The following is a 22,171-nucleotide window of genomic DNA, read 5'->3' on the forward strand; positions in this document are numbered from 1 at the left end:
GACCACAGCAGAAAATATGGTCATTGCCGCCGAAGGCGGGCGTAACGACCTCGTGGATCGCGGGCACTTGGCAGTCGTCAGCCGATCCACCACAGAGCGGAGGACTCAGAGAATGGCCGGCGCGATGCGCAAGATGGCGGTCTACCTCGGCCTCGTGGAGGACGATGGGTACGACGGCCGGGGTTTCGACCCCGATGACGACTTCGAACCCGAACTGGACCCGGAGCCCGAGCGGGACCGGCGGCGGCATGAGCCGTCGCACCAGGCGCACAGTTCACATCAGTCCCAAAGGGACGAACCGGTACGAGTGGTGCAGCCTCCGGCCCCTCGCGACCCGGTGTCCCATTCCGCTTCACTGGGTGCGGAATCGGGGCGTCCGGCGCGCATCGCGCCCGTGGCGTCCATCACACAAGAACGCCAGTCCCTGGAGAAGAACGCACCGGTGATCATGCCCAAGGTCGTGTCGGAACGAGAGCCTTACCGGATCACCACACTTCACCCCCGGACCTACAACGAGGCCCGTACCATCGGGGAACACTTCCGTGAAGGCACCCCGGTGATCATGAATCTGACTGAGATGGATGACACAGACGCCAAGCGACTTGTCGACTTTGCGGCCGGTTTGGTGTTTGGTCTTCACGGCAGCATCGAGCGGGTGACGCAGAAGGTGTTCCTGTTGTCGCCTGCTAACGTCGATGTCACGGCGGAGGACAAGGCCCGCATCGCAGAGGGCGGGTTCTTCAATCAGAGCTGAGACAGACAGCCGCTAGGAAGCACGGAACAGGGGAGAGGGAAACACAGACCATGAGCGTGTTCGCGCAGGTGATCTACATCGCGCTGATGGTGTTCCTCATCGTGCTCATCTTCCGGTTGGTCATGGACTACGTCTTCCAGTTCGCCCGCTCATGGCAACCCGGCAAGGCGATGGTGGTCGTTCTGGAGGCCGCCTACACTGTCACCGATCCACCGTTGAAGCTTCTACGGCGGTTCATTCCGCCGTTGCGTCTCGGGGGCGTGGCGCTCGACCTGTCCTTCTTCGTCCTGATGATCATCGTCTACATCTTGATCTCTATCGTGGGCAATCTCGCGGGGTGACAGTGGACGATACGGTCTTGCCGACTGCCGATGACTACGTTGAGGTGAAGAGATGCCGTTGACCCCCGAGGACGTGCGGAACAAGCAGTTCACGACCGTCCGCCTCCGAGAAGGCTATGACGAGGACGAGGTTGATGCCTTCCTCGACGAGGTCGAAGCCGAACTGACGCGCCTGCTCCGCGAGAACGAGGACCTGCGCGCCAAACTGGCCGCGGCCACGCGCGCCGCGGCGCAGAACCAGCAGAACATGCGCAAGCCCCCCGAACAGGACCAGCAGCAGGGCGGCATGCAGCAACAGGGGATGCCCCAGCAGGGCATGCCCCCGCAAGGTATGCCCCAGCAGGGGATGCGCGGTCCGGGCGCCCCGGTGCCCGCCGGCATATCGGGCCCGCCGCAGCAGCAGATGGGCGGCCCCATGGGCGGCCCGCCCCAGCTGCCGAGCGGCGCCCCGCAGCTGCCGCCCGGCCCCGGCGGCCAGGGTGGCCCGCAGGGCCAGGGTCCGATGGGACAGGGCCCCATGGGTCCCGGTCCGATGCAGGGCCAGATGGGCCAGGGTTCGATGCAGGGCCAGATGCAGCAGATGGGCCAGGGCCCGATGCAGGGTCAGATGGGCCAGCCCCCCATGCAGCAGATGGGCATGGGCGGACCCATGGGCGGCGGCATGCCGCAGCAGGGCCCCGGTGGCGACAGCGCCGCCCGAGTCCTCTCGCTCGCCCAGCAGACCGCCGACCAGGCGATCGCCGAGGCCCGTTCCGAGGCCAACAAGATCGTCGGCGAGGCCCGTTCGCGCGCCGAGGGTCTGGAGCGCGACGCCCGTGCCAAGGCCGACGCCCTGGAGCGGGACGCGCAGGAGAAGCACCGCGTCGCGATGGGCTCCCTGGAGTCCGCCCGCGCCACGCTGGAGCGCAAGGTCGAGGACCTGCGCGGCTTCGAGCGCGAGTACCGCACGCGTCTGAAGTCCTACCTGGAGTCCCAGCTGCGCCAGTTGGAGACCCAGGCCGACGACTCGCTGGCCCCGCCGCGGGCTCCGGCCGCCGCGTCGCTTCCGCCGTCCCCGGCGCCCTCGATGGCCCCGGCCGGCGCGAGCGCCCCGTCGTACGGCAGCCCGCAGGGCATGGGTGGCATGGGCAGCATGGGAGGCGGCCCGGCTCCGGCCGGCCCGTCCTACGGCGGCCAGCAGCAGATGTCCCCGGCCATGACCCAGCCGATGGCTCCGGTACGGCCGCAGGGCCCCTCCCCGATGGGCCAGGCTCCCTCGCCGATGCGCGGCTTCCTGATCGACGAGGACGACAACTGACCGGCCTCTAGTACGCCTCGGGCGTCGGCAGCGTTCAAAGGGCGGGGCCCCCGGATGATTCCGGGGCCCCGCCCTTTGGCGCGGTCCGGCCCGGGTGACGAGAAAGGGCCCGGCCTCCTCCACGGAGACCGGGCCCTCTCTCGGTTCGGCGGGGTGGCTACGCCTTGCGCAGGCGGAACACCAGCGACAGCCCCTCGTCCGTGAACGGGGAGCCGTACGCGTCGTCCGCCTCGCCCTGCGCGAAGTCCGTCGCCAGCACCTCGTCCGCGATCAGTGCCGCGTGCCCGGCCAGCGCGGCGATGACCTCCGGATCGGTCGACGTCCAGCGCAGCGCGATCCGGTCGGCCACGTCCAGGCCGCTGTTCTTGCGGGCCTCCTGGATCAGCCGGATCGCGTCACGGGCCAGGCCCGCCTGCCGCAGCTCCTCGGTGATCTCCAGGTCGAGCGCGACCGTCGCCCCTGAGTCGGAGGCCACGGACCAGCCCTCACGCGGGGTCTCTGTGATGATCACCTCATCCGGAGCCAGCGTGATGGTCTCGCCGTCCACCTCGACGGTCGCAGTGCCCTCGCGCAGCGCCAGGGACAGGGCGGCCGCGTCGGCGTCCGCGACGGCCTTGGCGACCTCTTGGACGCGCTTGCCGAACCGCTTGCCCAGGGCGCGGAAGTTGGCCTTCGCCGTGGTGTCGACCAGCGAGCCGCCGACCTCGCTCAGCGAGGCCAGGCCCTCGACGTTCAGCTCCTCCGTGATCTGCGCGTGCAGCTCCGGGTCCAGGGCCGCGAAGCCCGTCGCCGCGATCAGCGCGCGGGACAGCGGCTGCCGCGTCTTGACGCCCGACTCCGCGCGCGTGGCCCGGCCCAGCTCCACCAGTCGCCGCACGAGGACCATCTGCTTCGACAGCTCCGGGTCGATGACGGACAGGTCCGCCTCCGGCCACGAGGACAGATGGACCGACTCCGGGGCGCCCGGGGTCACCGGGACGACTAGGTCCTGCCAGACCCGCTCGGTGATGAACGGGGTCAGCGGGGCCATCAGCTGGGTGACCGTCTCGACGACCTCGTGCAGGGTGCGCAGCGCGGCCTTGTCGCCCTGCCAGAAGCGGCGCCGGGAGCGGCGGACGTACCAGTTGGAGAGGTCGTCGACGAACGCCGACAGGAGCTTGCCGGCGCGCTGGGTGTCGTAGGACTCCAGAGCCTGTGTCACCTGGTCGGTGAGCGCGTGGAGTTCGGACAGCAGCCAGCGGTCCAGGACCGGACGGTCGGCCGGGGCCGGGTCCGCCGCGCTCGGCGCCCAGTCGGACGTACGGGCGTACAGGGCCTGGAAGGCGACCGTGTTCCAGTACGTCAGGAGCGTCTTGCGGACGACCTCCTGGATCGTGCCGTGGCCCACCCGGCGCGCCGCCCACGGGGAGCCGCCCGCCGCCATGAACCACCGCACCGCGTCCGCGCCGTGACGGTCCATCAGCGGGATGGGGTCCAGGGTGTTGCCCAGGTGCTTGGACATCTTGCGGCCGTCCTCGGCGAGGATGTGACCGAGACAGACCACGTTCTCGTACGACGACTTGTCGAAGACCAGGGTGCCGACGGCCATCAGCGTGTAGAACCAGCCGCGGGTCTGGTCGATGGCCTCGGAGATGAACTGCGCCGGGTAGCGGGACTCGAAGAGTTCCTTGTTCTTGTGCGGGTAGCCCCACTGCGCGAACGGCATCGAACCCGAGTCGTACCAGGCGTCGATGACCTCGGGCACGCGCGTGGCCGTGGTCCCGCACTGGGGGCAGGCGAAGGTGACCGCGTCGATGAACGGGCGGTGCGGGTCCAGCGCCGACTGGTCGGTGCCGGTCAGCTCGGTCAGCTCCGCGCGGGAGCCGACGACGGTGAGGTGGTCCTCCGCGCAGCGCCAGATCGGCAGCGGGGTGCCCCAGTAGCGGCTGCGGGACAGCGCCCAGTCGATGTTGTTGTCCAGCCAGTCGCCGTACCGGCCGTGCTTGACGGTGTCCGGGTACCAGTTGGTGTTCTCGTTCTCCTGGAGGAGGCGGTCCTTGACGGCCGTGGTGCGGATGTACCAGGAGGGCTGCGCGTAGTAGAGCAGCGCGGTGTGGCAGCGCCAGCAGTGCGGGTAACTGTGCTCGTACGGGATGTGCTTGAAGAGGAGGCCGCGCTCCTTGAGGTCCTCCGTCAGCTTTTCGTCGGCCTTCTTGAAGAAGACACCGCCCACGAGCGGGACGTCCTCGGCGAACGTGCCGTTCGGGCGGACCGGGTTGACGACGGGCAGGCCGTACGCACGGCAGACCTTGAGGTCGTCCTCGCCGAAGGCGGGGGACTGGTGGACCAGACCCGTGCCGTCCTCGGTCGTCACGTACTCCGCGTTCACCACGTAGTGGGCGGGTTCCGGGAACTCAACCAGCTCGAACGGACGTTGATAGGTCCAGCGCTCCATCTCGGCGCCGGTGAAGCTCTCGCCGGTGGTCTCCCAGCCCTCGCCGAGGGCCTTGGCGAGCAGCGGCTCGGCGACGACGAGCCGCTCCTCACCGTTCGTGGCGACGACGTAGGTCACCTCGGGGTGGGCGGCGACGGCCGTGTTGGACACCAGCGTCCAAGGGGTCGTCGTCCACACCAGGAGCGCGGCACGACCGGCCAGCGGACCGGAGGTGAGCGGGAAACGGACGTACACGGAGGGGTCGACGACCGTCTCGTAGCCCTGTGCCAGCTCGTGGTCGGACAGGCCCGTCTCGTCGCGCGGGCACCAGGGGGCGACGCGGTAGTCCTGGACCAGCAGGCCCTTGTCGAAGATCTCCTTGAGGGACCACCAGACCGACTCGATGTACTCGGGGTCCATCGTGCGGTACGGGTCTTCGAGGTCCGTCCAGTACCCCATGCGGGTCGTCAGCGCCTCGAAGGCGTCGGTGTGCCGGGTCACGGACTCGCGGCACTTGGCGTTGAACTCGGCGATGCCGTACGCCTCGATGTCCTGCTTGCCGGTGAAGCCCAGCTCCTTCTCGACCGCCAGCTCCACCGGGAGGCCGTGGCAGTCCCAGCCGGCCTTGCGGCCCACGTGGTAGCCGCGCATGGTCCGGAAGCGGGGGAAGACGTCCTTGAAGACGCGCGCCTCGATGTGGTGGGCGCCCGGCATGCCGTTGGCCGTGGGCGGGCCCTCGTAGAACACCCACTCGGGGCGCCCCTCGGACTGGTCCAGGGTCTTGGCGAAGATCTTCTGATCGCGCCAGAAGTCGAGCACGGCGTGCTCCAGCGCGGGCAGGTCGACCTGGGCGGGCACCTGGCGGTACGTCGGCGTTGTCATCAGCGAGCTTCCTCCGGCGGACTTTCTGCCTTCCGTCCGGAGGGACGAGAGCTACGACTTTCCGTACGCCGTGTGCGGCGCGCTCCCGCGGTACCACCCTCCTTGGCTCCCCGGTGCACCCTGCGCGCCAGTGAGCCCCCTCATTGGGGTCGCGATACCGGGTCTACTCGCCGCGGCCGGTCGGCTGCGGGTTTCTTCCGGCGGCTCCGGGGTGATCTTCACGTCGCGCTCGCCCCCGGGCTTCCACCGTCCCCGGGTCGCTCTGGGCTGCGTACGTCGCTACTCGTCCCCATCCACGCTTCTCGCTCCGCCCAGTGTACGGGCCCGCGCCGACAGCGGCGGACCGGTTTTACGAGGCCCTCGGCGGGTGCTTGGCGCGGGGGCTTCCCGGGCCGCCGTATGACTCGAATGGCGCTGAACGCGCGTTCGGTTTCCGGGGCGCTGGGCCCGGCGGATTACCCGGCGGGGAGCTGGGCACAACGGATGAAGGCTCGCCGCGCGGGGCCGGAAGGGTGGACGAATCGGGCGGCGTGCCCCGTTGCCGCGGGACTCAAGTCGATTTATCGTCCCAGCACGATTCGCGTGCGTGATCACAAAATGTGAAGGGGCCGCGGCCATGGTGGCGAAGAAGACCGCAACGAAGAAGACCGCGGCGAAGAAGGCGGTCGCTACGAAGACGGCTTCTTCGGGGCATGCGACCGGTTCGGGGAAGGGGACGGATCCGCGGAAGGGGACCGGTTCCGAGAAGGGGACCGACGCGAAGAAGACGACCGTGAAGAAGGCCGCCGCGAAGAAGACGGCGGCCCCGAAGACAGCCGTCGCCCTCGGCGGGTCCCCGAAGGGGGCGGCCACGACGACCGCAGCGAAATCGGCTCCGGGGACGGCCACGACATCGACATCGACGACATCGACCGCGACGAAGCCGGCGGCCAAGAAGCCGACGACCAAGCCGACAGCCAAGAAGGCCGTGGCGAAAAAGGCCGTGGCCAAGAAGGCCGTGGCGAAGAAAGCGGCGGCGAAGAAGGCGGTGGCCAAGAAGGCGGCCGTGAAGTCGGCGGCCGGGGCGACGGCGACCGCCGGGACGACGAACAGCGCGAAGCGCACGAAGAGTGCGGCCAAGAAGGCAACGGCGGGTGCGGCGCGGGCCGCGGAGCAGACGGGAGCCACGACGGTGGTTGCGAAGAAGACTCCTGGCACGGCCACGGCGGCGAAGACACCGGTTCCCAAGGCGCGGCTCGCCGCGGCGGCCGGGCCGGGCGAGCTGGCGGTCCGCCCGGGCGAGGACCCCTGGACGCCTCAGGAGGTCGAGGAGGCCCGCACCGAGCTGAAGGCCGACGCCGAGCGGCTGAGCGAGGAGATCACCTCCACCGAGCGGGCGCTGGCCGGTCTGATGCGGGACTCCGGGGACGGCGCCGGCGACGACCAGGCCGACACCGGCACCAAGAACATCACGCGGGAGAGCGAGATGGCGCTCGCCGCCAACGCGCGCGAGATGCTGATCCAGACCGAGCGCGCCCTCGGCAAGCTGGACGCGGGCACGTACGGCCTGTGCGAGAACTGCGGCAACCCGATCGGCAAGGCGCGTATGCAGGCCTTCCCGAGGGCCACCCTGTGCGTCGAGTGCAAGCAGAAGCAGGAACGCCGGTACTGAGGGTGCCGAGAGGCGTGCCGTACCCTCTTCCTCAGTCAGGTACCTAGGTTCGAGGGACTCACGTGGCAGAGGCGGAGCGCATCATCGGTACGCCGGATACCCCAGAGGCGGCGGGGGCCGAGCCGGAGCGGGGCGGGACCGCGCGGCCCAGGGGCAGGCGCCGGATCGCGGTGCTGTTCGCGGTGGCCGCGTTCGCCTACACCCTCGACCTGGTCAGCAAGCTGCTCGTGGTGGCGAAGCTGGAGCACCACGCGCCGATCGAGGTCTTCGGGGACTGGCTGGAGTTCCACGCGATCCGCAACCCCGGCGCGGCCTTCGGGTTCGGCGCGGCCTTCACGGTCATCTTCACGATGATCGCCGCCGCCGTCATCGTGGTGATCGCCCGGCTGGCCCGCAAGCTCTACAGCCTGCCGTGGGCCATCGCGCTCGGGCTGCTGCTGGGCGGCGCGCTCGGCAACCTCACCGACCGGATCTTCCGCTCGCCCGGCATCTTCCAGGGCGAGGTCGTCGACTTCATCGCGCCCAAGGGCTTCGCCGTCTTCAACCTCGCCGACTCGGCGATCGTCTGCGGCGGCATCCTGATCGTGCTGCTCTCCTTCCGCGGCCTCGACCCGGACGGCACCGTCCACAAGGACTGAGCACCGGTCCGAGGGGCCCGCGCGCACGGGCTCCGGTACGGCGCTGTCGGACCCGTCCGGCATACTCGACCGGGTGAGCACAGTTCCCGAGATCCGAAACCTGCCCGTGCCCGACGGTCTGGAGGGCGAGCGGGTCGACGCCGCCATCTCCCGGATGTTCGGCTTCTCCCGCACGAAGGCCGCCGAGCTGGCCGCGGCGGGGAAGGTCACGGTCGACGGCTCGGTGGTCGGGAAGTCCGAGCGCGTGCACGGCGGGGCCTGGCTCGAAGTCGAGATGCCGCAGGCGCCCGCGCCCGTGCAGATCGTCGCCGAGCCGGTCGAGGGCATGGAGATCGTCTACGACGACGACGATGTGATCGTGATCGTCAAGCCGGTCGGCGTCGCCGCCCACCCCAGCCCCGGCTGGACCGGCACGACCGTCATCGGCGGCCTGGCCGCCGCCGGGTACCGGATCTCCACCTCCGGCGCCGCCGAGCGCCAGGGCATCGTGCACCGCCTCGACGTGGGCACCTCCGGCCTGATGGTCGTCGCCAAGTCGGAGCGCGCGTACACCTCGCTGAAGCGCCAGTTCAAGGAGCGCACGGTCGACAAGCGCTACCACACGCTGGTCCAGGGCCACCCCGACCCGACCAGCGGCACCATCGACGCCCCCATCGGCCGCCACCCGAACCACGACTACAAGTGGGCGGTCACCGCCGAGGGCAAGCCGTCCGTCACGCACTACGACCTCATCGAGGCGTTCCGCGCGGCCTCCCTGCTCGACGTAAAGCTGGAGACCGGCCGCACCCACCAGATCCGCGTCCACATGGCCGCCCACCGCCACCCGTGCGTCGGCGACCTGACGTACGGCGCCGACCCGACGCTCGCCAAGCGGCTGCGGCTGACCCGCCAGTGGCTGCACGCCGTCCGGCTCGGCTTCGAGCACCCCGCCGACGGCCAGTGGGTCGAGTTCGAGAGCGAGTACCCGGACGACCTCCAGCAGGCCCTGGACCTGGTGCGCGAGGAGACCTACGCATGAGCCCCACGCCCTACGCGGTGCGCGTCGCCGAGGACCCGGCCGACCGGGAGGCCTGCTTCACGGTGCGCAAGGAGGTCTTCGTCGTCGAGCAGGGCGTGCCCCAGGACATCGAGTACGACGCGTACGACGCCGTGGCGACGCATGTGCTCGCCGTGCGCGAGGACGGCGTGCCGTTGGGCACCGGCCGGCTGCTGCACGGCGAGGCCGCCGCGGCGAAGACCGGCGGGGATCCGACCGTGGGCTCCCTGGGGCGGCTCGCCGTCGCCAAGGAGGCACGGGGGCTCGGGGTCGGGATCGCGCTGGTGCGGGCCATCGAGGACGCGGCACGCGCGCGTGGCCTGGCGGCGGTCGATCTGCACGCCCAGACCCACGCGCTGGGGTTCTACGAACGGCTCGGGTACGAGGCGTACGGCCCGGAGTTCCCGGACGCGGGCATCCCGCACCGGGCGATGCGGCGCGCGCTCCACCAGCCGTAGGGCGTCGCAAGAGCCGGTCGGGCGGGCGGCGTGGCAGGCTTTGGGCGTCCGTTGTGTGAACCGAACGTCGAGATCCCGCCGGAGCCCTGACCGTGGATCAATTGGCCCTGTTGTTCGTCCTGTTGCTGGGGGCCGTGGTGAGCGTCCCGCTGGGGGACCGCTTCGGTCTGCCGGCGCCGGTGCTCATGACCCTCCTGGGGATGGTCCTCGCGGTGGCCGACTTCGTGCCGAACGTGAACGTCCCGCCCGACCTGATCCTGCCCCTGCTGCTGCCACCGCTGCTCTACGCGGCCGTACGGCGCACCTCCTGGCGGCAGTTCACCGCCAACATCCGGCCCATCTTCCTGCTCGCCGTCGCGCTGGTCTTCGTCACCACCCTCGCCGTGGCCTTCGTCGCGAGCGCGATCGTGCCGGGGCTCCCCATCGCCGCCGCCGTGGCGCTCGGCGCGCTGGTGGCGCCGCCCGACCCGGTCGCCGCGACCGCCGTCGCCGGTCAACTCGGCCTGCCGCGGCGGCTGGTGTCGATCCTGGAGGGCGAGGGCCTCTTCAACGACGTCACGGCCATCGTGCTCTACCACGTGGCGATCGCCGCGGCCGTGAGCGGATCGTTCAACCCCTGGCGCGCGGGGCTCGACTTCGTGCTCTCCGCCGTCGTCGCCGTGGCCATCGGGCTGGCCCTGGGGTGGGCCGCGAACAAGCTGATGTCGGCCCTGGACGACGCCACCCTCCAGATCGGCCTGACCCTCCTGGTGCCGTACGCCTCGTACGTCCTGGCCGACGAACTGCACGGCTCCGGGGTGCTCGCCGTGCTCACCACCGCGCTGTTCCTGTCCGAGTACGCCTTCGGTGCCGACGACGTCCTGACCCGGCTGGCCGGCGGGACCGTGTGGGACGTCGTCGACACCCTGGTCACCGGGGTCGCCTTCGGGCTCATCGGGCTGGAGCTGCACAACGCGATCCGCACGGCGTCCGGGCGCTGGGGCGAGATGCTGGGCTGGGCCGCCGCGATCGTCGGTGTCGTCGTGGTCGTACGGCTGGCGTGGCTGCTGCCGGCGACCTGGCTGACGAAACGGCTGCACGCCAAGCGGGACTACGACGAGGAGATCCCGACCTCCTGGCGGGAGACCGTGATCATGTGGTGGGCCGGGATGCGCGGGGTGGCGTCCGTCGCGTTGGCGCTGGCGATCCCGCTGACCATGGACGACGGATCGGCGTTCCCGGACCGGGACGAGATCGTGTTCATCGCGTTCGGGGTGATCATGGCGACGCTCGTCCTTCAGGGGCTCACCCTGCCCTGGCTGGTGAAGCGGCTCGGGGTGCGGGCCGACACCGACAGCGAGCAGGCCTTCGAGAAGGAACTCGCGGTGCGGGCGGCGAAGGCCGCGAAGCGGCGGCTGCGGGAGATCGAGGACGTGGAGGAGCTGCCGGAGGAGGTGTCCGAGCAGCTGCTGCGCCGGGCGTTCGACATCGGGGTGCGGATCTCGCCCGAGGTCGGGGAGCGGCGGGAGGCGTACGAGAAGCGGGTGCAGCGGGTGCAGCGGGTGAAGCGGATGCGGCGGATCCAGTCGGAGATGATGAGCGCGGCGCGGCACGAGGTGCTGGCCGCGCGGAGCGAGCCGGGGGCGGATCCGGAGATCGTGGACCGGGTGCTGCGCCATCTCGATGTGCGCAGCCTGCGGTAAGTCGCCCTTGCCTGCGGGCACTTGGATTCCTTTGTAGGCTCGTGCCATGGCTCGCAATGTGGTGATCAGTGGTGGTGGTACGGGAATCGGGCTCGCCGCGGCGCATGCCTTCGCGGCCGGCGGCGACCGGGTGCTGTTGCTCGGGCGGCGGCGGGAGGTGCTGGAGAAGGCCGGGGTGCCCGGGGCGCTGACGTACGCCGGGGATCTGAGCGAGCCCGAAGTGGTGCGCGCGGTCGCGCGGTTCGTCGCCGAGGAGTTCGGCACGGTGGACGTGCTGGTGCACAGCGCGGGCGGCAACGGGACGCTGGAGCCGGGGCGCGTCGGCGGTGACGCGCTGGACGCCGTCGCGCACGACTGGACCGTCAACTTCCGGATCAACACCCTCAGCGCCGCGCTCCTCACCGAGGCCCTGAAGGCACGGCTCGCGGAACCGGGCGGGCGGGTGCTGTTCGTCAGTTCCATCGCCGCGTACCGGGGTTCGGGCAGCGGGGCGTACGGCGGCGCCAAGGCCGCGTTGCACCCGTACGCCTACGATCTCGCCCGGGACCTCGGGCCGCGCGGGATCACCGTGAACGTGGTCGCGCCCGGGTACATCGAGGACACCGAGTTCTTCGGGCCCGAGATCGCCGAGGCCCGCCGCGAGCGGATGATCCGGGACACCTCGACCGGCCGCGCCGGTACTCCCGGTGACGTGGCCGGCACCCTGCACTGGCTGGCCTCCCCGGCGGCCGGCCATGTCACCGCACAGGTGATCCAGGTCAACGGCGGGGCGGAGCGCGGGCGTTGAGGCACCCGCACCCCGGGTCGCTCAGCCCCGGTTCGGACTCGGGGACGGGGGCTCGTCCGGGACCGGGGCCGCGTCCGCCGTGTTGACCCGGGGCAGGGCGTACGGATGCTCCGCGTACAGCCAGCGGATCATCTGCTCGCGGACCGTGACCCGTACCGTCCAGATGTCGTCCGCGTCCTTCGCCGTCACCAGGGCCCGTACCTCCATGGTGTTCGGGGTGGTGTCGGTGACGACCAGGCCGTACTTGCGGCCGTCCCACTCGGGGCAGGCGCGCAGGATCTCGCGGAGCTGCTCGCGCATCGCGTCGACCGGCGCCGAGTGGTCGACCTGGAAGTAGACGATGCCGGTCATCTGCGGGGTGCCGCGCGACCAGTTCTCGAACGGCTTGGACGTGAAGTACGACACCGGCATGGTGATCCGGCGCTCGTCCCAGGTCCGTACCGTCAGGAAGGTCAGCGTGATCTCCTCGATCGTGCCCCACTCGCCGTCCACGACCACGGTGTCGCCGATGCGGACCATGTCACCGAAGGCGATCTGGAGGCCCGCGAAGAGGTTGGCGAGCGTGGACTGCGCGGCCACACCGGCGACGATGCCGAGGACGCCCGCCGAGGCCAGCAGCGAGGCGCCGGCCGCGCGCATCGCGGGGAACGTCAGCAGCATCGCGGCGATCGCCACCACCCCGACGATCGCGGCCACCACGCGTGTGATCAGCGTCACCTGGGTCCGCACCCGGCGGACCCGGGCCGCGTCGCGGGAGGCGCGGGCGTAGCGCGCGTACGACGACTCCACGATCGCCGCCGCGACCCGGATCATCAGCCAGGCGGTGGCGCCGATCAGCACCAGGGTCAGGGTCTGGCCGATGCCGACCCGGTGTTCCTCAAGCAGTTGCGCCTGGTCGTAGGAGCCCCTGAGGAAGGCCGCGCAGAGCAGCAGTTGGTAGGGGACACGGCCGCGGCGCAGCAGGCCCCACAGCGTGGTGTCGTCGTGGCGGGCGTCCGCCTTGCGCAGCAGCAGGTCGGTGACCCAGCCGATGAGCAGCGTGAGGACGACGGAGCCGCCGATGACGATCAGCGGGCGCAGCACGTTCTCCATGTGTCAGACCGTACTGGCACGATGGCTTCATGAACATCATGCTCTTCCACTCGACGTACGGACTCCGCCCGGCGGTGCGCGAGGCCGCCGACCGGCTGCGCGCCGCGGGCCACGAGGTGTGGACGCCGGACCTCTTCGAGGGGCGCACGTTCGAGACGGTCGAGGAGGGCATGGCCTTCAACGAGGGGATCGGCAAGGACGAGCTGCTGAAGCGTGCGGTGCTGGCCGCCGCCCCCTACTCCGAGCGCGGGCTCGTCTACGCCGGCTTCTCGCTCGGCGCCTCCATCGCGCAGACCCTCGCCCTCGGCGACGAGAAGGCGCGCGGGCTGCTGCTCCTGCACGGCACCTCCGACATCGCGGCCACCGCCTCCGTCGACGACCTGCCGGTCCAGCTGCATGTCGCCGAGCCGGACCAGTTCGAGACCGACGACTGGCTCAGCTCCTGGTACCTCCAGATGGGCAGAGCCGGTGCCGACGTCGAGATCTACCGGTACGCCGGAGCGGGCCACCTGTACACCGACCCCGGCCTCCCGGACTACGACGAGGAGGCCGCCGAGGCCACCTGGCGGGTGGCGCTCGGCTTCCTGGACAGCCTCTAGCTACACCGGGTCGTACGTCCGCTCGACCTTCTGCGTGCCGCTGCGCGTGCGGTACGACCGCTCCCAGGACGAGGTCGCGGTGGCCGAGGTGCGGTCGGACAGGACGTAGTAGTCCATCTGCGCCCGGTCGGCGGTGATGTCGAGGACGCCGTAGCCGTGGCGGTCCGTGTCGACCCAGTGGACGTGCCGGTTGGCGAGCTGGATCAGCGGGGCGGCGAGCGCGGAGACCGTGCCCTCGGGGACCTTCACGATGTCGTCGAGGTTGTCGGAGGTCACCGAGGTGATGACGAACTCCGTGGCGGCCGACGGCGACAGGGGGTACGTGCCGGCGTCCACCGGCACGTCGTTGGCCCAGGACATGTGGATGTCGCCGGTGAGGAAGACCGTGTTGCCGATCGCGTTCGAGCGCAGATGGGCGAGGAGTTCACGGCGGTCGTCGGTGTAGCCGTCCCACTGGTCGGTGTTGACGCCGATGCCGTCCTGCGGCAGGTCCAGCAGCTTGGCGAGCGGCTTGAGCAGATCGGCGGTGAGCGAGCCGATGACGAACGGCGCGATCATCACCGAGTTGCCGACCAACCGCCACTTGGTGTCCGAGGCCTTCAACCCGGCCTTCAGCCAGTCGAGTTGGGCGCGGCCCGTGATCGTCCGGTCCGGGTCGTCGACCGAGCCGCTGCCCGAACTCACCTGCTGCGAACGGAAGGAGCGCAGGTCGAGGAGGGAGAGGTCGGCGAGCTTGCCGAAGCGCAGCCGGCGGTAGGTGGTGCCCGCGATGGCGGGGCGGACCGGCATCCACTCGAAGTACGCCTGTTTCGCGGCGGCTTGACGCGCGGTCCAGGTGCCCTCGGCGCCCTCGGTGTGGTTGACCGCGCCGCCCGACCAGGCGTTGTCGGCGAACTCGTGGTCGTCCCAGATCGCGATGACCGGTGCCTTCAGGTGCAGCGCCTGGAGGTCGGGGTCGGTCTTGTACTTGCCGTGCCGGGTGCGGTAGTCGGCGAGCGTGATGATCTCGTTCAGCGGCGCGTGCGGCCGTACGACCGTGCCGCGCGCCGCGTACTCGCCGGACTTGTACTCGTAGATGTAGTCGCCCAGATGCAACCAGGCGTCGAGGTCGCCCCGGCCGGCGAGATGGCGGTACGACGCGAAGTAGCCCGCCTCCCAGTTGGCGCAGGTGACGACTCCGAAGCGCAGACCGCTCACGTCGGCGTCCGCCGCCGGCGCGGTGCGGGTGCGCGCCGTGGGGGAGTCGGTGCCGCCGGCCGAGAAGCGGAAGAAGTAGTCGGTGGCCGGGGCCAGGCCGCGGATGTCGGCCTTGACGGTGTGGTCGGAGGCGGCACTCGCGGTGAGCGAGCCCTTGGCGACGATGCTGGTGAACGCCTTGTCGGTGGCGACGGTCCAGCTCACCTCGGTGTCCGGGCCGAGCCCCGAACCGGGGACCGCCTCGACGGTGGGTGTCACCCGGGTCCACAGCAGGACGCCGTCCGGGAGCGGGTCCCCGGAGGCGACGCCGTGCAGGAAGGCGGGGGCCTCGGTCGCGGCCCCGGCGGGCAGCGCGGCGACGAGCGGGCCGGCCAGCACGGCGGTGGCGGCAGCGGCCTTGACGACCGTACGGCGGCGCGGGAAGGGCGAGTTGACGCCTTCGGTTGCTCTGTATCGACTGGTCACGAGCGAACAGGTTACTGACCGGTATCAACGAGAGCGGGCGAACTCGTAAAAGTTCGCCCGCTCTTCCACCAGCCGTCGACTCAGCTCGCCAGAGCCGCGTCCACCACCCTGGTGAAGTCGGCCACCGTCATGGGCGGGTTGCCCGAAGTGTCGGCGGTGAGCATCTTGCCGTTCATGACGAAGCTCGGGGTGCCCGTCACGCCGTCCTTGTTGTTGTCGAAGGTCTTCGACATGGCCATCGCCCAGGCGTCGTAGGTGCCCTTCTTGACGGCGTCCTGGAACTTCGTGTTGTTCTTCAGCGCGGAGACCGTGTTGGCGACCTTGATGAGGTAGCTGTCGTCCTTGAACTTGTCGGTCGTCTCGTCCGGGTGGTACTTCGTCGAGTACAGCGCGGACTTGTACTCCAGGAACGCGGTGGGGCTGACGTTCAGCGCGGCGCCCAGGGCGCTCAGCGCGTTCTTCGAGCCGACGCCGTTGTCCTTGTTGTCGATGAACGTGCCGCCGATGTACTGGATCTTGAACTTGCCGTCGTCGATGTCCTTGATGACGGTCGAACCGACGGTCTGCTCGAACTGCGCGCAGACGGGGCAGCGCGGGTCCTCGTACTCCTTGAGCGTCTTCTTGGCGGACGCCTTGCCGATGACGACCGTCGTGCCCTTGGTGCCCGAGGTGTTCGCCGGGGCGGTGACCTTGGCGTCCTTCAGGCCCTCCCAGTAGCTGGGCTTGTTGTTCTGCACCACGGCGTAACCTATGCCGCCGGCTATCGCCAGGACACCGACGACCGAACCGGCCACGATGATCTGCCGCTTGACCTTGGCCCGCTTGGCCTGACGCTCGCGCTCGGCGCGCAGCCGCTCACGGGCCGCCGTCTTCGCCGCCGCGCTGTTTCGCTTGCTCATGTCGGTGATCTCCATCAAGGACGCGCACGTCGTGTGCGCGGAATACGTATGGGGGACTGCGCAGGAATGTGCTCGGGTGCCGGTGCGCGGCCTTGTTCAGGCCGCGAGGAGGAGCGAGCGCGGCGGTCCACGCCGTCCCAGGGAGTGCACCAGCAGCCGCTCGCGGACGGCGGCCGTGCGGTGCGTGGTGCGCGGCAGCCGGCGGACCGCGGCGGTGCGCCGGCCGGTCACCGCGGTGACGGCGAGCAGCAGCGGCCGGAAGCCCACCGCCGTCGCCGCGCGCAGCAGTTCGGTCAGCGCGCGCTCGCCGCGGCGCAGATACGCGGCGGCCAGCAGCCCGACGCCGATGTGCGCGCCGAGCAGCAGCCAGGCGGCGGTGGCGTCGGTGTGCGCGAGCAGGGCCGCCGCCTGCTGGGGATCGTCGGTCATCCGGGCCAGCGGGGTGCCCACGCTGCCGCCGCTGCACAGCACGTCCAGGCCGACCGCGCGCAGCGGCCCGGCGACCGGGCCGCCCGCCCGGCCGTAGCAGGCGTGCTGGCCGGTGGTGAAGACCGTGTCGGCGGCCAGTTCGAGCGGGATCAGCAGGGCGGCGATGCGGCCGAAGCCGCGCTCGCGGCCCGCCAGCGCGTAGGCGAGGACGAACACGGCGGCGGCGATGGCCGCCACCGTGCCGAAGGGCAGGGGGACCCGGGACAGCAGCACGTGCGACGCGGTGCTGAGCGTCACGACCAGTGCCGTGAACAGCGCCGCGCGTACGGCCCTGAGCTGGATCCCGGATATGTCCATAGCGGAGAGAGTCTGCCACGTGCTCCTGTAGGGGACCCCTAAAGGGTTCCTGTGGGCGTGCGGATGGTTACAGACCCGGAATCCGGCCGTTGCGGAACAGGTCGACGAAGATCTGGTGGTCCCCGCGCGCGCGGGCGCCGTAGTCGTGCGCGAAGTCGACCAGGACGCCCGCGAAGCCGTCCTCGTCGGCCGCGATGGCCGCGTCGATGGCCCGCTCGGTGGAGAACGGCACCAGGGACTCGCCGGACTGGTCGTCGGCCGCCGCGTGCATGGTGGCCGTGGCCCGTCCCAGGTCGGCGACGACGGCGGCGATCTCCTCCGGGTCGTCGATGTCGCTCCAGTCCAGGTCCACCGCGTACGGCGACACCTCGGCGACCAGCTGCCCCGAGCCGTCCAGCTCGGTCCAGCCCAGCCACGGGTCCGCGTGCGCCTGGAGGGCGCGCTGCGAGATCACCGTGCGGTGGCCCTCGTGCTGGAAGTAGTCCCGGATCGCCGCGTCCGTGATGTGCCGCGAGACGGCCGGCGTCTGGGCCTGCTTGATGTAGATCACCACGTCGTTCTCCAGGGCGTCGCTGTTGCCCTCAAGAAGGATGTTGTACGACGGCAGCCCGGCCGAACCGATGCCGATGCCCCGGCGGCCGACGACGTCCTTCACGCGGTACGAGTCCGGGCGGTCCAGGGAGGATTCCGGAAGCGTCTCCAGGTAGCCGTCGAAGGCCGCGAGGACCTTGTAGCGGGTCGCCGCGTCCAGCTCGATGGAGCCGCCGCCGGAGGCGAAGCGGCGCTCGAAGTCACGGATCTCCGTCATCGAGTCCAGCAGCTCGAACCGGGTCAGCGAACGGGCCGTGCGCAGCGCCCCCAGCAGCGGGCCGTCGGCCGTGTCCAGGGTGAACGGCGGCACCTCGTCGCTCTTCGCGCCGGTCGCCAGGGCGTGGATCCGCTCGCGGTACGCGCCCGCGTAGATCCTCACCAGCTCGGTGATCTGCTCGTCGCTGAGCGCCTTCGCGTACCCGAGGAGCGCGACGGAGCCGGCGAAGCGCTTCAGGTCCCAGGTGAACGGGCCGACGTAGGCCTCGTCGAAGTCGTTGACGTTGAAGACCAGCCGGCCGTTGGAGTCCATGTACGTGCCGAAGTTCTCGGCGTGCAGGTCGCCGTGGATCCACACGCGCGAGGTGCGGTCGTCCAGGTAGGGGCCGCCCCGCTTCTCCGCGTCTAGGTCGTGGTAGAAGAGGGCCGCGGTGCCCCGGTAGAAGGCGAAGGCGGAGGCCGCCATCTTCCGGAACTTCACCCGGAACGCGGCCGGGTCGGCGGCCAGGAGCTCGCCGAAGGCGGTGTCGAAGACGGCGAGGATCTCCTCGCCGCGGTGCTCGTCGTTGAGCTGCGGAACCGACATCGCTCTGTGCCTCCTGGTACGGGTGGTACGTGACATGTGACGGGTCTGTCGTCACCTTCCAACGCTCGACGGTACGTGGGAGTGCCCGCGTCCTGTCAGTGGCGAGGCATAGGATTCGGTCTCGTCCCCCCAGACCGCCCGCTGTCCGTCGTCCCTCGTTTTCCCTGGAGGCCAAGCCGTGTCAAAGCCGCCGTTCACGCACCTGCACGTCCACACCCAGTACTCGCTCCTGGACGGTGCCGCGCGGCTCAAGGACATGTTCAACGCGTGCAACGAGATGGGCATGACCCATATCGCGATGTCCGACCACGGCAACCTCCACGGGGCCTACGACTTCTTCCACACGGCCAAGAAGGCGGGCGTCACCCCGATCATCGGCATCGAGGCGTACGTCGCCCCCGAGTCCCGGCGCAACAAGCGCAAGATCCAGTGGGGCCAGCCGCACCAGAAGCGCGACGACGTGTCCGGTTCCGGTGGTTACACCCACAAGACGATCTGGGCGGCGAACAAGACGGGCCTGCACAACCTCTTCAAGCTGTCCTCGGACGCGTACGCCGAGGGCTGGCTCCAGAAGTGGCCGCGCATGGACAAGGAGACCATCTCCCAGTGGTCCGAGGGGCTCATCGCCTCCACCGGCTGCCCCTCCGGCGAACTCCAGACCAGGCTGCGCCTGGGCCAGGAGGAGGAGGCCCTGAAGGCGGCGGCCGAGTACCAGGACATCTTCGGCAAGGACCGCTACTTCCTGGAGCTGATGGACCACGGCATCGAGATCGAACGCCGGGTCCGTGACGGCCTGTTGGACATCGGCAGGAAGCTCGGCATCCCGCCCCTGGTGACCAACGACTCGCACTACACCTACGCGCACGAGGCGACCGCCCACGACGCCCTGCTGTGCATCCAGACCGGCAAGAACCTCTCCGACCCCGACCGCTTCCGCTTCGACGGCACCGGCTACTACCTGAAGTCGACGGACGAGATGTACGCCGTGGACTCCTCGGACGCCTGGCAGGAGGGCTGCCGCAACACCCTCCTGGTCGCCGAACAGATCGACACCACCGGCATGTTCGAGGCGAAGAACCTCATGCCGAAGTTCGACATCCCCGACGGCTACACCGAGGTCACCTGGTTCAAGGAGGAGGTGCGCCTGGGCATGGAGCGCCGCTTCCCGGGCGGTGTCCCCGAGGACCGCCAGAAGCAGGTCGAGTACGAGCTGGACGTCATCATCCAGATGGGCTTCCCGGGCTACTTCCTCGTGGTCGCCGACTTCATCATGTGGGCCAAGAACAACGGCATCGCGGTCGGCCCCGGCCGAGGCTCCGCGGCCGGCTCGATCGTCGCGTACGCCCTGGGCATCACCGACCTCGACCCGATCCCGCACGGCCTGATCTTCGAGCGGTTCCTCAACCCCGAGCGCGTCTCCATGCCCGATGTCGACATCGACTTCGACGAGCGCCGGCGCGTCGAGGTCATCCGGTACGTGACGGAGAAGTACGGCGCCGACAAGGTCGCCATGATCGGCACCTACGGCAAGATCAAGGCCAAGAACGCGATCAAGGACTCCGCGCGCGTGCTGGGCTACCCGTACGCGATGGGCGACCGCCTCACCAAGGCGATGCCCGCCGACGTCCTCGGCAAGGGCATCGACCTCGACGGCATCACCAACCCCTCGCACCCCCGCTACGGCGAGGCGGGCGAGATCCGCGGGATGTACGAGAACGAGGCGGACGTCAAGAAGGTCATCGACACCGCCAAGGGCGTCGAGGGCCTGGTCCGGCAGATGGGCGTGCACGCGGCCGGCGTCATCATGTCCAGCGAGCCCATCGTCGACCACGCCCCGATCTGGGTGCGGCACACCGACGGCGTGACCATCACACAGTGGGACTACCCGCAGTGCGAGTCGCTCGGCCTGATCAAGATGGACTTCCTGGGCCTGCGCAACCTCACCATCATGGACGACGCCGTGAAGATGGTGGAGAGCAACAAGGGCGTCAAGCTCCAGCTCCTCGACGTCGCGCTGGACGACCCCAAGACCTATGAACTGCTGTGCCGCGGCGACACGTTGGGCGTGTTCCAGTTCGACGGCGGCCCGATGCGTTCGCTGCTGCGCCAGATGCAGCCCGACAACTTCGAGGACATCTCCGCCGTGTCGGCCCTCTACCGGCCGGGCCCGATGGGCATGAACTCGCACATCAACTACGCCGAGCGCAAGAACAAGCGCCAGGAGATCACGCCGATCCACAAGGAGCTGGAGCAGCCCCTCGAAGAGGTCCTCGCGGTCACCTACGGCCTGATCGTCTACCAGGAGCAGGTGCAGAAGGCCGCCCAGATCGTCGCCGGCTACTCGCTCGGCGAGGCCGACATCCTGCGCCGCGTGATGGGCAAGAAGAAGCCCGACGAACTGGCCAAGAACTTCACCATCTTCCAGGAGGGCGCCCGGAAGAACGACTACAGCGACGAGGCGATCCAGGCCCTGTGGGACGTCCTGGTGCCCTTCGCCGGCTACGCGTTCAACAAGGCGCACTCCGCCGCGTACGGCCTGGTCTCGTACTGGACCGCCTACCTCAAGGCCAACTACCCGGCCGAGTACATGGCGGCGCTGCTCACCTCGGTCAAGGACGACAAGGACAAGTCCGCGATCTACCTGAACGAGTGCCGGCGCATGAAGATCAAGGTGCTCCCGCCGAACGTCAACGAGTCGGTGCACAACTTCGCCGCCCAGGGCGACGACGTGATCCTCTTCGGCCTGGAGGCCGTGCGCAACGTCGGTACGAACGTGGTCGACTCGATCATCCGCTCCCGCAAGGCGAAGGGGAAGTACGCCTCCTTCCCCGACTACCTGGACAAGGTCGAGGCCGCCGCCTGCAACAAGCGCACCACGGAATCCCTCATCAAGGCAGGGGCGTTCGACACCCTCGGGCACACCCGCAAGGGCCTCACCGCGCACTTCGAGCCGATGATCGACAACGTGGTGGCGGTCAAGCGCAAGGAGGCCGAGGGGCAGTTCGACCTCTTCGGCGGCATGGGCGAGGAGGACACCAGCGAGCCCGGCTTCGGCCTGGACGTGGAGTTCACCACCGACGAGTGGGAGAAGACCTATCTCCTCGCCCAGGAGCGGGAGATGCTCGGTCTCTACGTCTCCGACCACCCGCTGTTCGGCCTGGAGCACGTGCTGACCGACAAGGCCGACGCGGGCATCGCCCAGCTCACCGGAGGTGAGCACGGGGACGGCGCGGTCGTCACCATCGGCGGCATCATCTCGGGCCTCCAGCGCAAGATGACCAAGCAGGGCAACGCCTGGGCCATCGCCACCGTCGAGGACCTCGCGGGCTCCATCGAGTGCATGTTCTTCCCGGCGACCTACCAGCTGATCTCGACCCAACTCGTCGAGGACACCATCGTGTTCGTCAAGGGCCGCCTCGACAAGCGCGAGGACGTGCCCCGCCTGGTCGCGATGGAGATGCAGGTCCCGGACCTGTCGAACGCGGGCACCAACGCGCCGGTGATCCTCACCATCCCGGCGACCAGGGTCACCCCGCCGATGGTGAGCAGGCTCGGCGAGATCCTCAGCCACCACCGGGGCGACAGCGAGGTCCGCATCAGGCTCCAGGGCCCGACCAAGACCACCGTGCTGCGCCTGGACCGGCACCGGGTCAAGCCCGACCCGGCCCTGTTCGGCGACCTGAAGGTGCTGCTCGGCCCGGCCTGCCTCGCGGGCTGAACGACCAGAACCCCGAGCCGACATGAGGGGCGCGTCCGCCGGCGGACGCGCCCCTCAGTCGTTCAACAACCCTTGAAGCGGGC

General features: G+C 69.8%; 17 protein-coding genes. 11 read left to right on the plus strand and 6 right to left on the minus strand.

The features are described from left to right. The first annotated feature begins 112 nt into the window (after positions 1 to 112). The 3 genes from ACIQPR_RS31045 to ACIQPR_RS31055 are packed head-to-tail and all read left to right on the plus strand — an operon-like array spanning position 113 to position 2,392. Positions 113 to 754, plus strand: coding sequence for a cell division protein SepF (locus ACIQPR_RS31045; protein WP_026178397.1), 642 nt, complete (start codon positions 113 to 115; stop codon positions 752 to 754). A 50-nt stretch (positions 755 to 804) separates the two neighbouring features. Continuing rightward, a complete protein-coding gene (locus tag ACIQPR_RS31050; RefSeq protein WP_019067748.1) occupies positions 805 to 1,095 on the plus strand; it encodes a YggT family protein in 291 nt (96 codons plus the stop codon). A 52-nt stretch (positions 1,096 to 1,147) separates the two neighbouring features. After that, positions 1,148 to 2,392, plus strand: a complete 1,245-nt coding sequence (locus ACIQPR_RS31055; protein WP_403654994.1) for a DivIVA domain-containing protein — start codon at positions 1,148 to 1,150, stop codon at positions 2,390 to 2,392. A 157-nt stretch (positions 2,393 to 2,549) separates the two neighbouring features. Here the strand turns inward: ACIQPR_RS31055 and ileS are convergent, their stop codons facing one another. Then, positions 2,550 to 5,687 (minus strand): isoleucine--tRNA ligase, encoded by a 3,138-nt coding sequence (ileS, locus tag ACIQPR_RS31060; protein ID WP_403654996.1) that lies wholly within the window; start codon positions 5,685 to 5,687, stop codon positions 2,550 to 2,552. Positions 5,688 to 6,303: 616 nt separating this feature from the next. Here ileS and ACIQPR_RS31065 point away from each other — a divergent pair. From ACIQPR_RS31065 to ACIQPR_RS31090, 6 genes are all read left to right on the plus strand, one after another. Continuing rightward, complete coding sequence (locus ACIQPR_RS31065) at positions 6,304 to 7,338, plus strand: TraR/DksA family transcriptional regulator (RefSeq protein ID WP_403654998.1); 1,035 nt, start codon at positions 6,304 to 6,306, stop codon at positions 7,336 to 7,338. A gap of 62 nt (positions 7,339 to 7,400) precedes the next feature. Then, positions 7,401 to 7,976 carry a signal peptidase II gene (gene lspA, locus ACIQPR_RS31070; RefSeq protein WP_403655000.1) on the plus strand — a complete coding sequence of 192 codons (576 nt, stop codon included), beginning with the start codon at positions 7,401 to 7,403 and terminating at the stop codon, positions 7,974 to 7,976. A gap of 73 nt (positions 7,977 to 8,049) precedes the next feature. Next, on the plus strand, positions 8,050 to 8,994 hold the full coding sequence (locus tag ACIQPR_RS31075) for an RluA family pseudouridine synthase (RefSeq protein WP_403655002.1): 945 nt from the start codon (positions 8,050 to 8,052) through the stop codon (positions 8,992 to 8,994). Continuing rightward, positions 8,991 to 9,470, plus strand: coding sequence for a GNAT family N-acetyltransferase (locus ACIQPR_RS31080; protein ID WP_403655004.1), 480 nt, complete (start codon positions 8,991 to 8,993; stop codon positions 9,468 to 9,470). Before ACIQPR_RS31075 ends, ACIQPR_RS31080 begins: the two co-directional genes overlap by 4 nt. A 92-nt stretch (positions 9,471 to 9,562) precedes the next feature. Next, positions 9,563 to 11,152, plus strand: coding sequence for a Na+/H+ antiporter (locus tag ACIQPR_RS31085; RefSeq protein ID WP_403655006.1), 1,590 nt, complete (start codon positions 9,563 to 9,565; stop codon positions 11,150 to 11,152). A gap of 46 nt (positions 11,153 to 11,198) precedes the next feature. Continuing rightward, positions 11,199 to 11,939 carry an SDR family NAD(P)-dependent oxidoreductase gene (locus ACIQPR_RS31090; protein WP_403655008.1) on the plus strand — a complete coding sequence of 247 codons (741 nt, stop codon included), beginning with the start codon at positions 11,199 to 11,201 and terminating at the stop codon, positions 11,937 to 11,939. Positions 11,940 to 11,960: 21 nt separating this feature from the next. Here the strand turns inward: ACIQPR_RS31090 and ACIQPR_RS31095 are convergent, their stop codons facing one another. Further along, positions 11,961 to 13,031 (minus strand): mechanosensitive ion channel family protein, encoded by a 1,071-nt coding sequence (locus ACIQPR_RS31095; protein WP_403655010.1) that lies wholly within the window; start codon positions 13,029 to 13,031, stop codon positions 11,961 to 11,963. A 29-nt stretch (positions 13,032 to 13,060) separates the two neighbouring features. On the opposite strand from ACIQPR_RS31095, the gene ACIQPR_RS31100 reads away from it, so the two are divergent. After that, positions 13,061 to 13,630 (plus strand): dienelactone hydrolase family protein, encoded by a 570-nt coding sequence (locus ACIQPR_RS31100; protein ID WP_403655012.1) that lies wholly within the window; start codon positions 13,061 to 13,063, stop codon positions 13,628 to 13,630. Here the strand turns inward: ACIQPR_RS31100 and ACIQPR_RS31105 are convergent, their stop codons facing one another. The 4 genes from ACIQPR_RS31105 to ACIQPR_RS31120 all read right to left on the minus strand — a co-directional run bounded on the left by ACIQPR_RS31105 (position 13,631) and on the right by ACIQPR_RS31120 (position 18,370). After that, positions 13,631 to 15,292, minus strand: a complete 1,662-nt coding sequence (locus tag ACIQPR_RS31105) for an alkaline phosphatase D family protein (protein ID WP_403655014.1) — start codon at positions 15,290 to 15,292, stop codon at positions 13,631 to 13,633. 80 nt (positions 15,293 to 15,372) lie between these two features. After that, positions 15,373 to 16,191, minus strand: coding sequence for a DsbA family protein (locus ACIQPR_RS31110; protein WP_403655016.1), 819 nt, complete (start codon positions 16,189 to 16,191; stop codon positions 15,373 to 15,375). A gap of 96 nt (positions 16,192 to 16,287) precedes the next feature. Then, the gene (locus ACIQPR_RS31115; protein ID WP_403655017.1) at positions 16,288 to 16,977 is read right to left on the minus strand and encodes a hypothetical protein; all 690 of its coding nucleotides are present in this window, start codon (positions 16,975 to 16,977) and stop codon (positions 16,288 to 16,290) included. A gap of 67 nt (positions 16,978 to 17,044) precedes the next feature. Then, on the minus strand, positions 17,045 to 18,370 hold the full coding sequence (locus tag ACIQPR_RS31120) for a DUF2252 domain-containing protein (protein ID WP_403655019.1): 1,326 nt from the start codon (positions 18,368 to 18,370) through the stop codon (positions 17,045 to 17,047). Positions 18,371 to 18,548: 178 nt separating this feature from the next. Between ACIQPR_RS31120 and dnaE the strand changes: the two genes are divergently transcribed. After that, the gene (dnaE, locus tag ACIQPR_RS31125; protein WP_403655021.1) at positions 18,549 to 22,088 is read left to right on the plus strand and encodes a DNA polymerase III subunit alpha; all 3,540 of its coding nucleotides are present in this window, start codon (positions 18,549 to 18,551) and stop codon (positions 22,086 to 22,088) included. Positions 22,089 to 22,171 lie beyond the last annotated feature (83 nt).

The sequence above is a fragment of the Streptomyces sp. NPDC091280 genome (genome assembly GCF_044768565.1).
Lineage (GTDB): Bacteria > Actinomycetota > Actinomycetes > Streptomycetales > Streptomycetaceae > Streptomyces.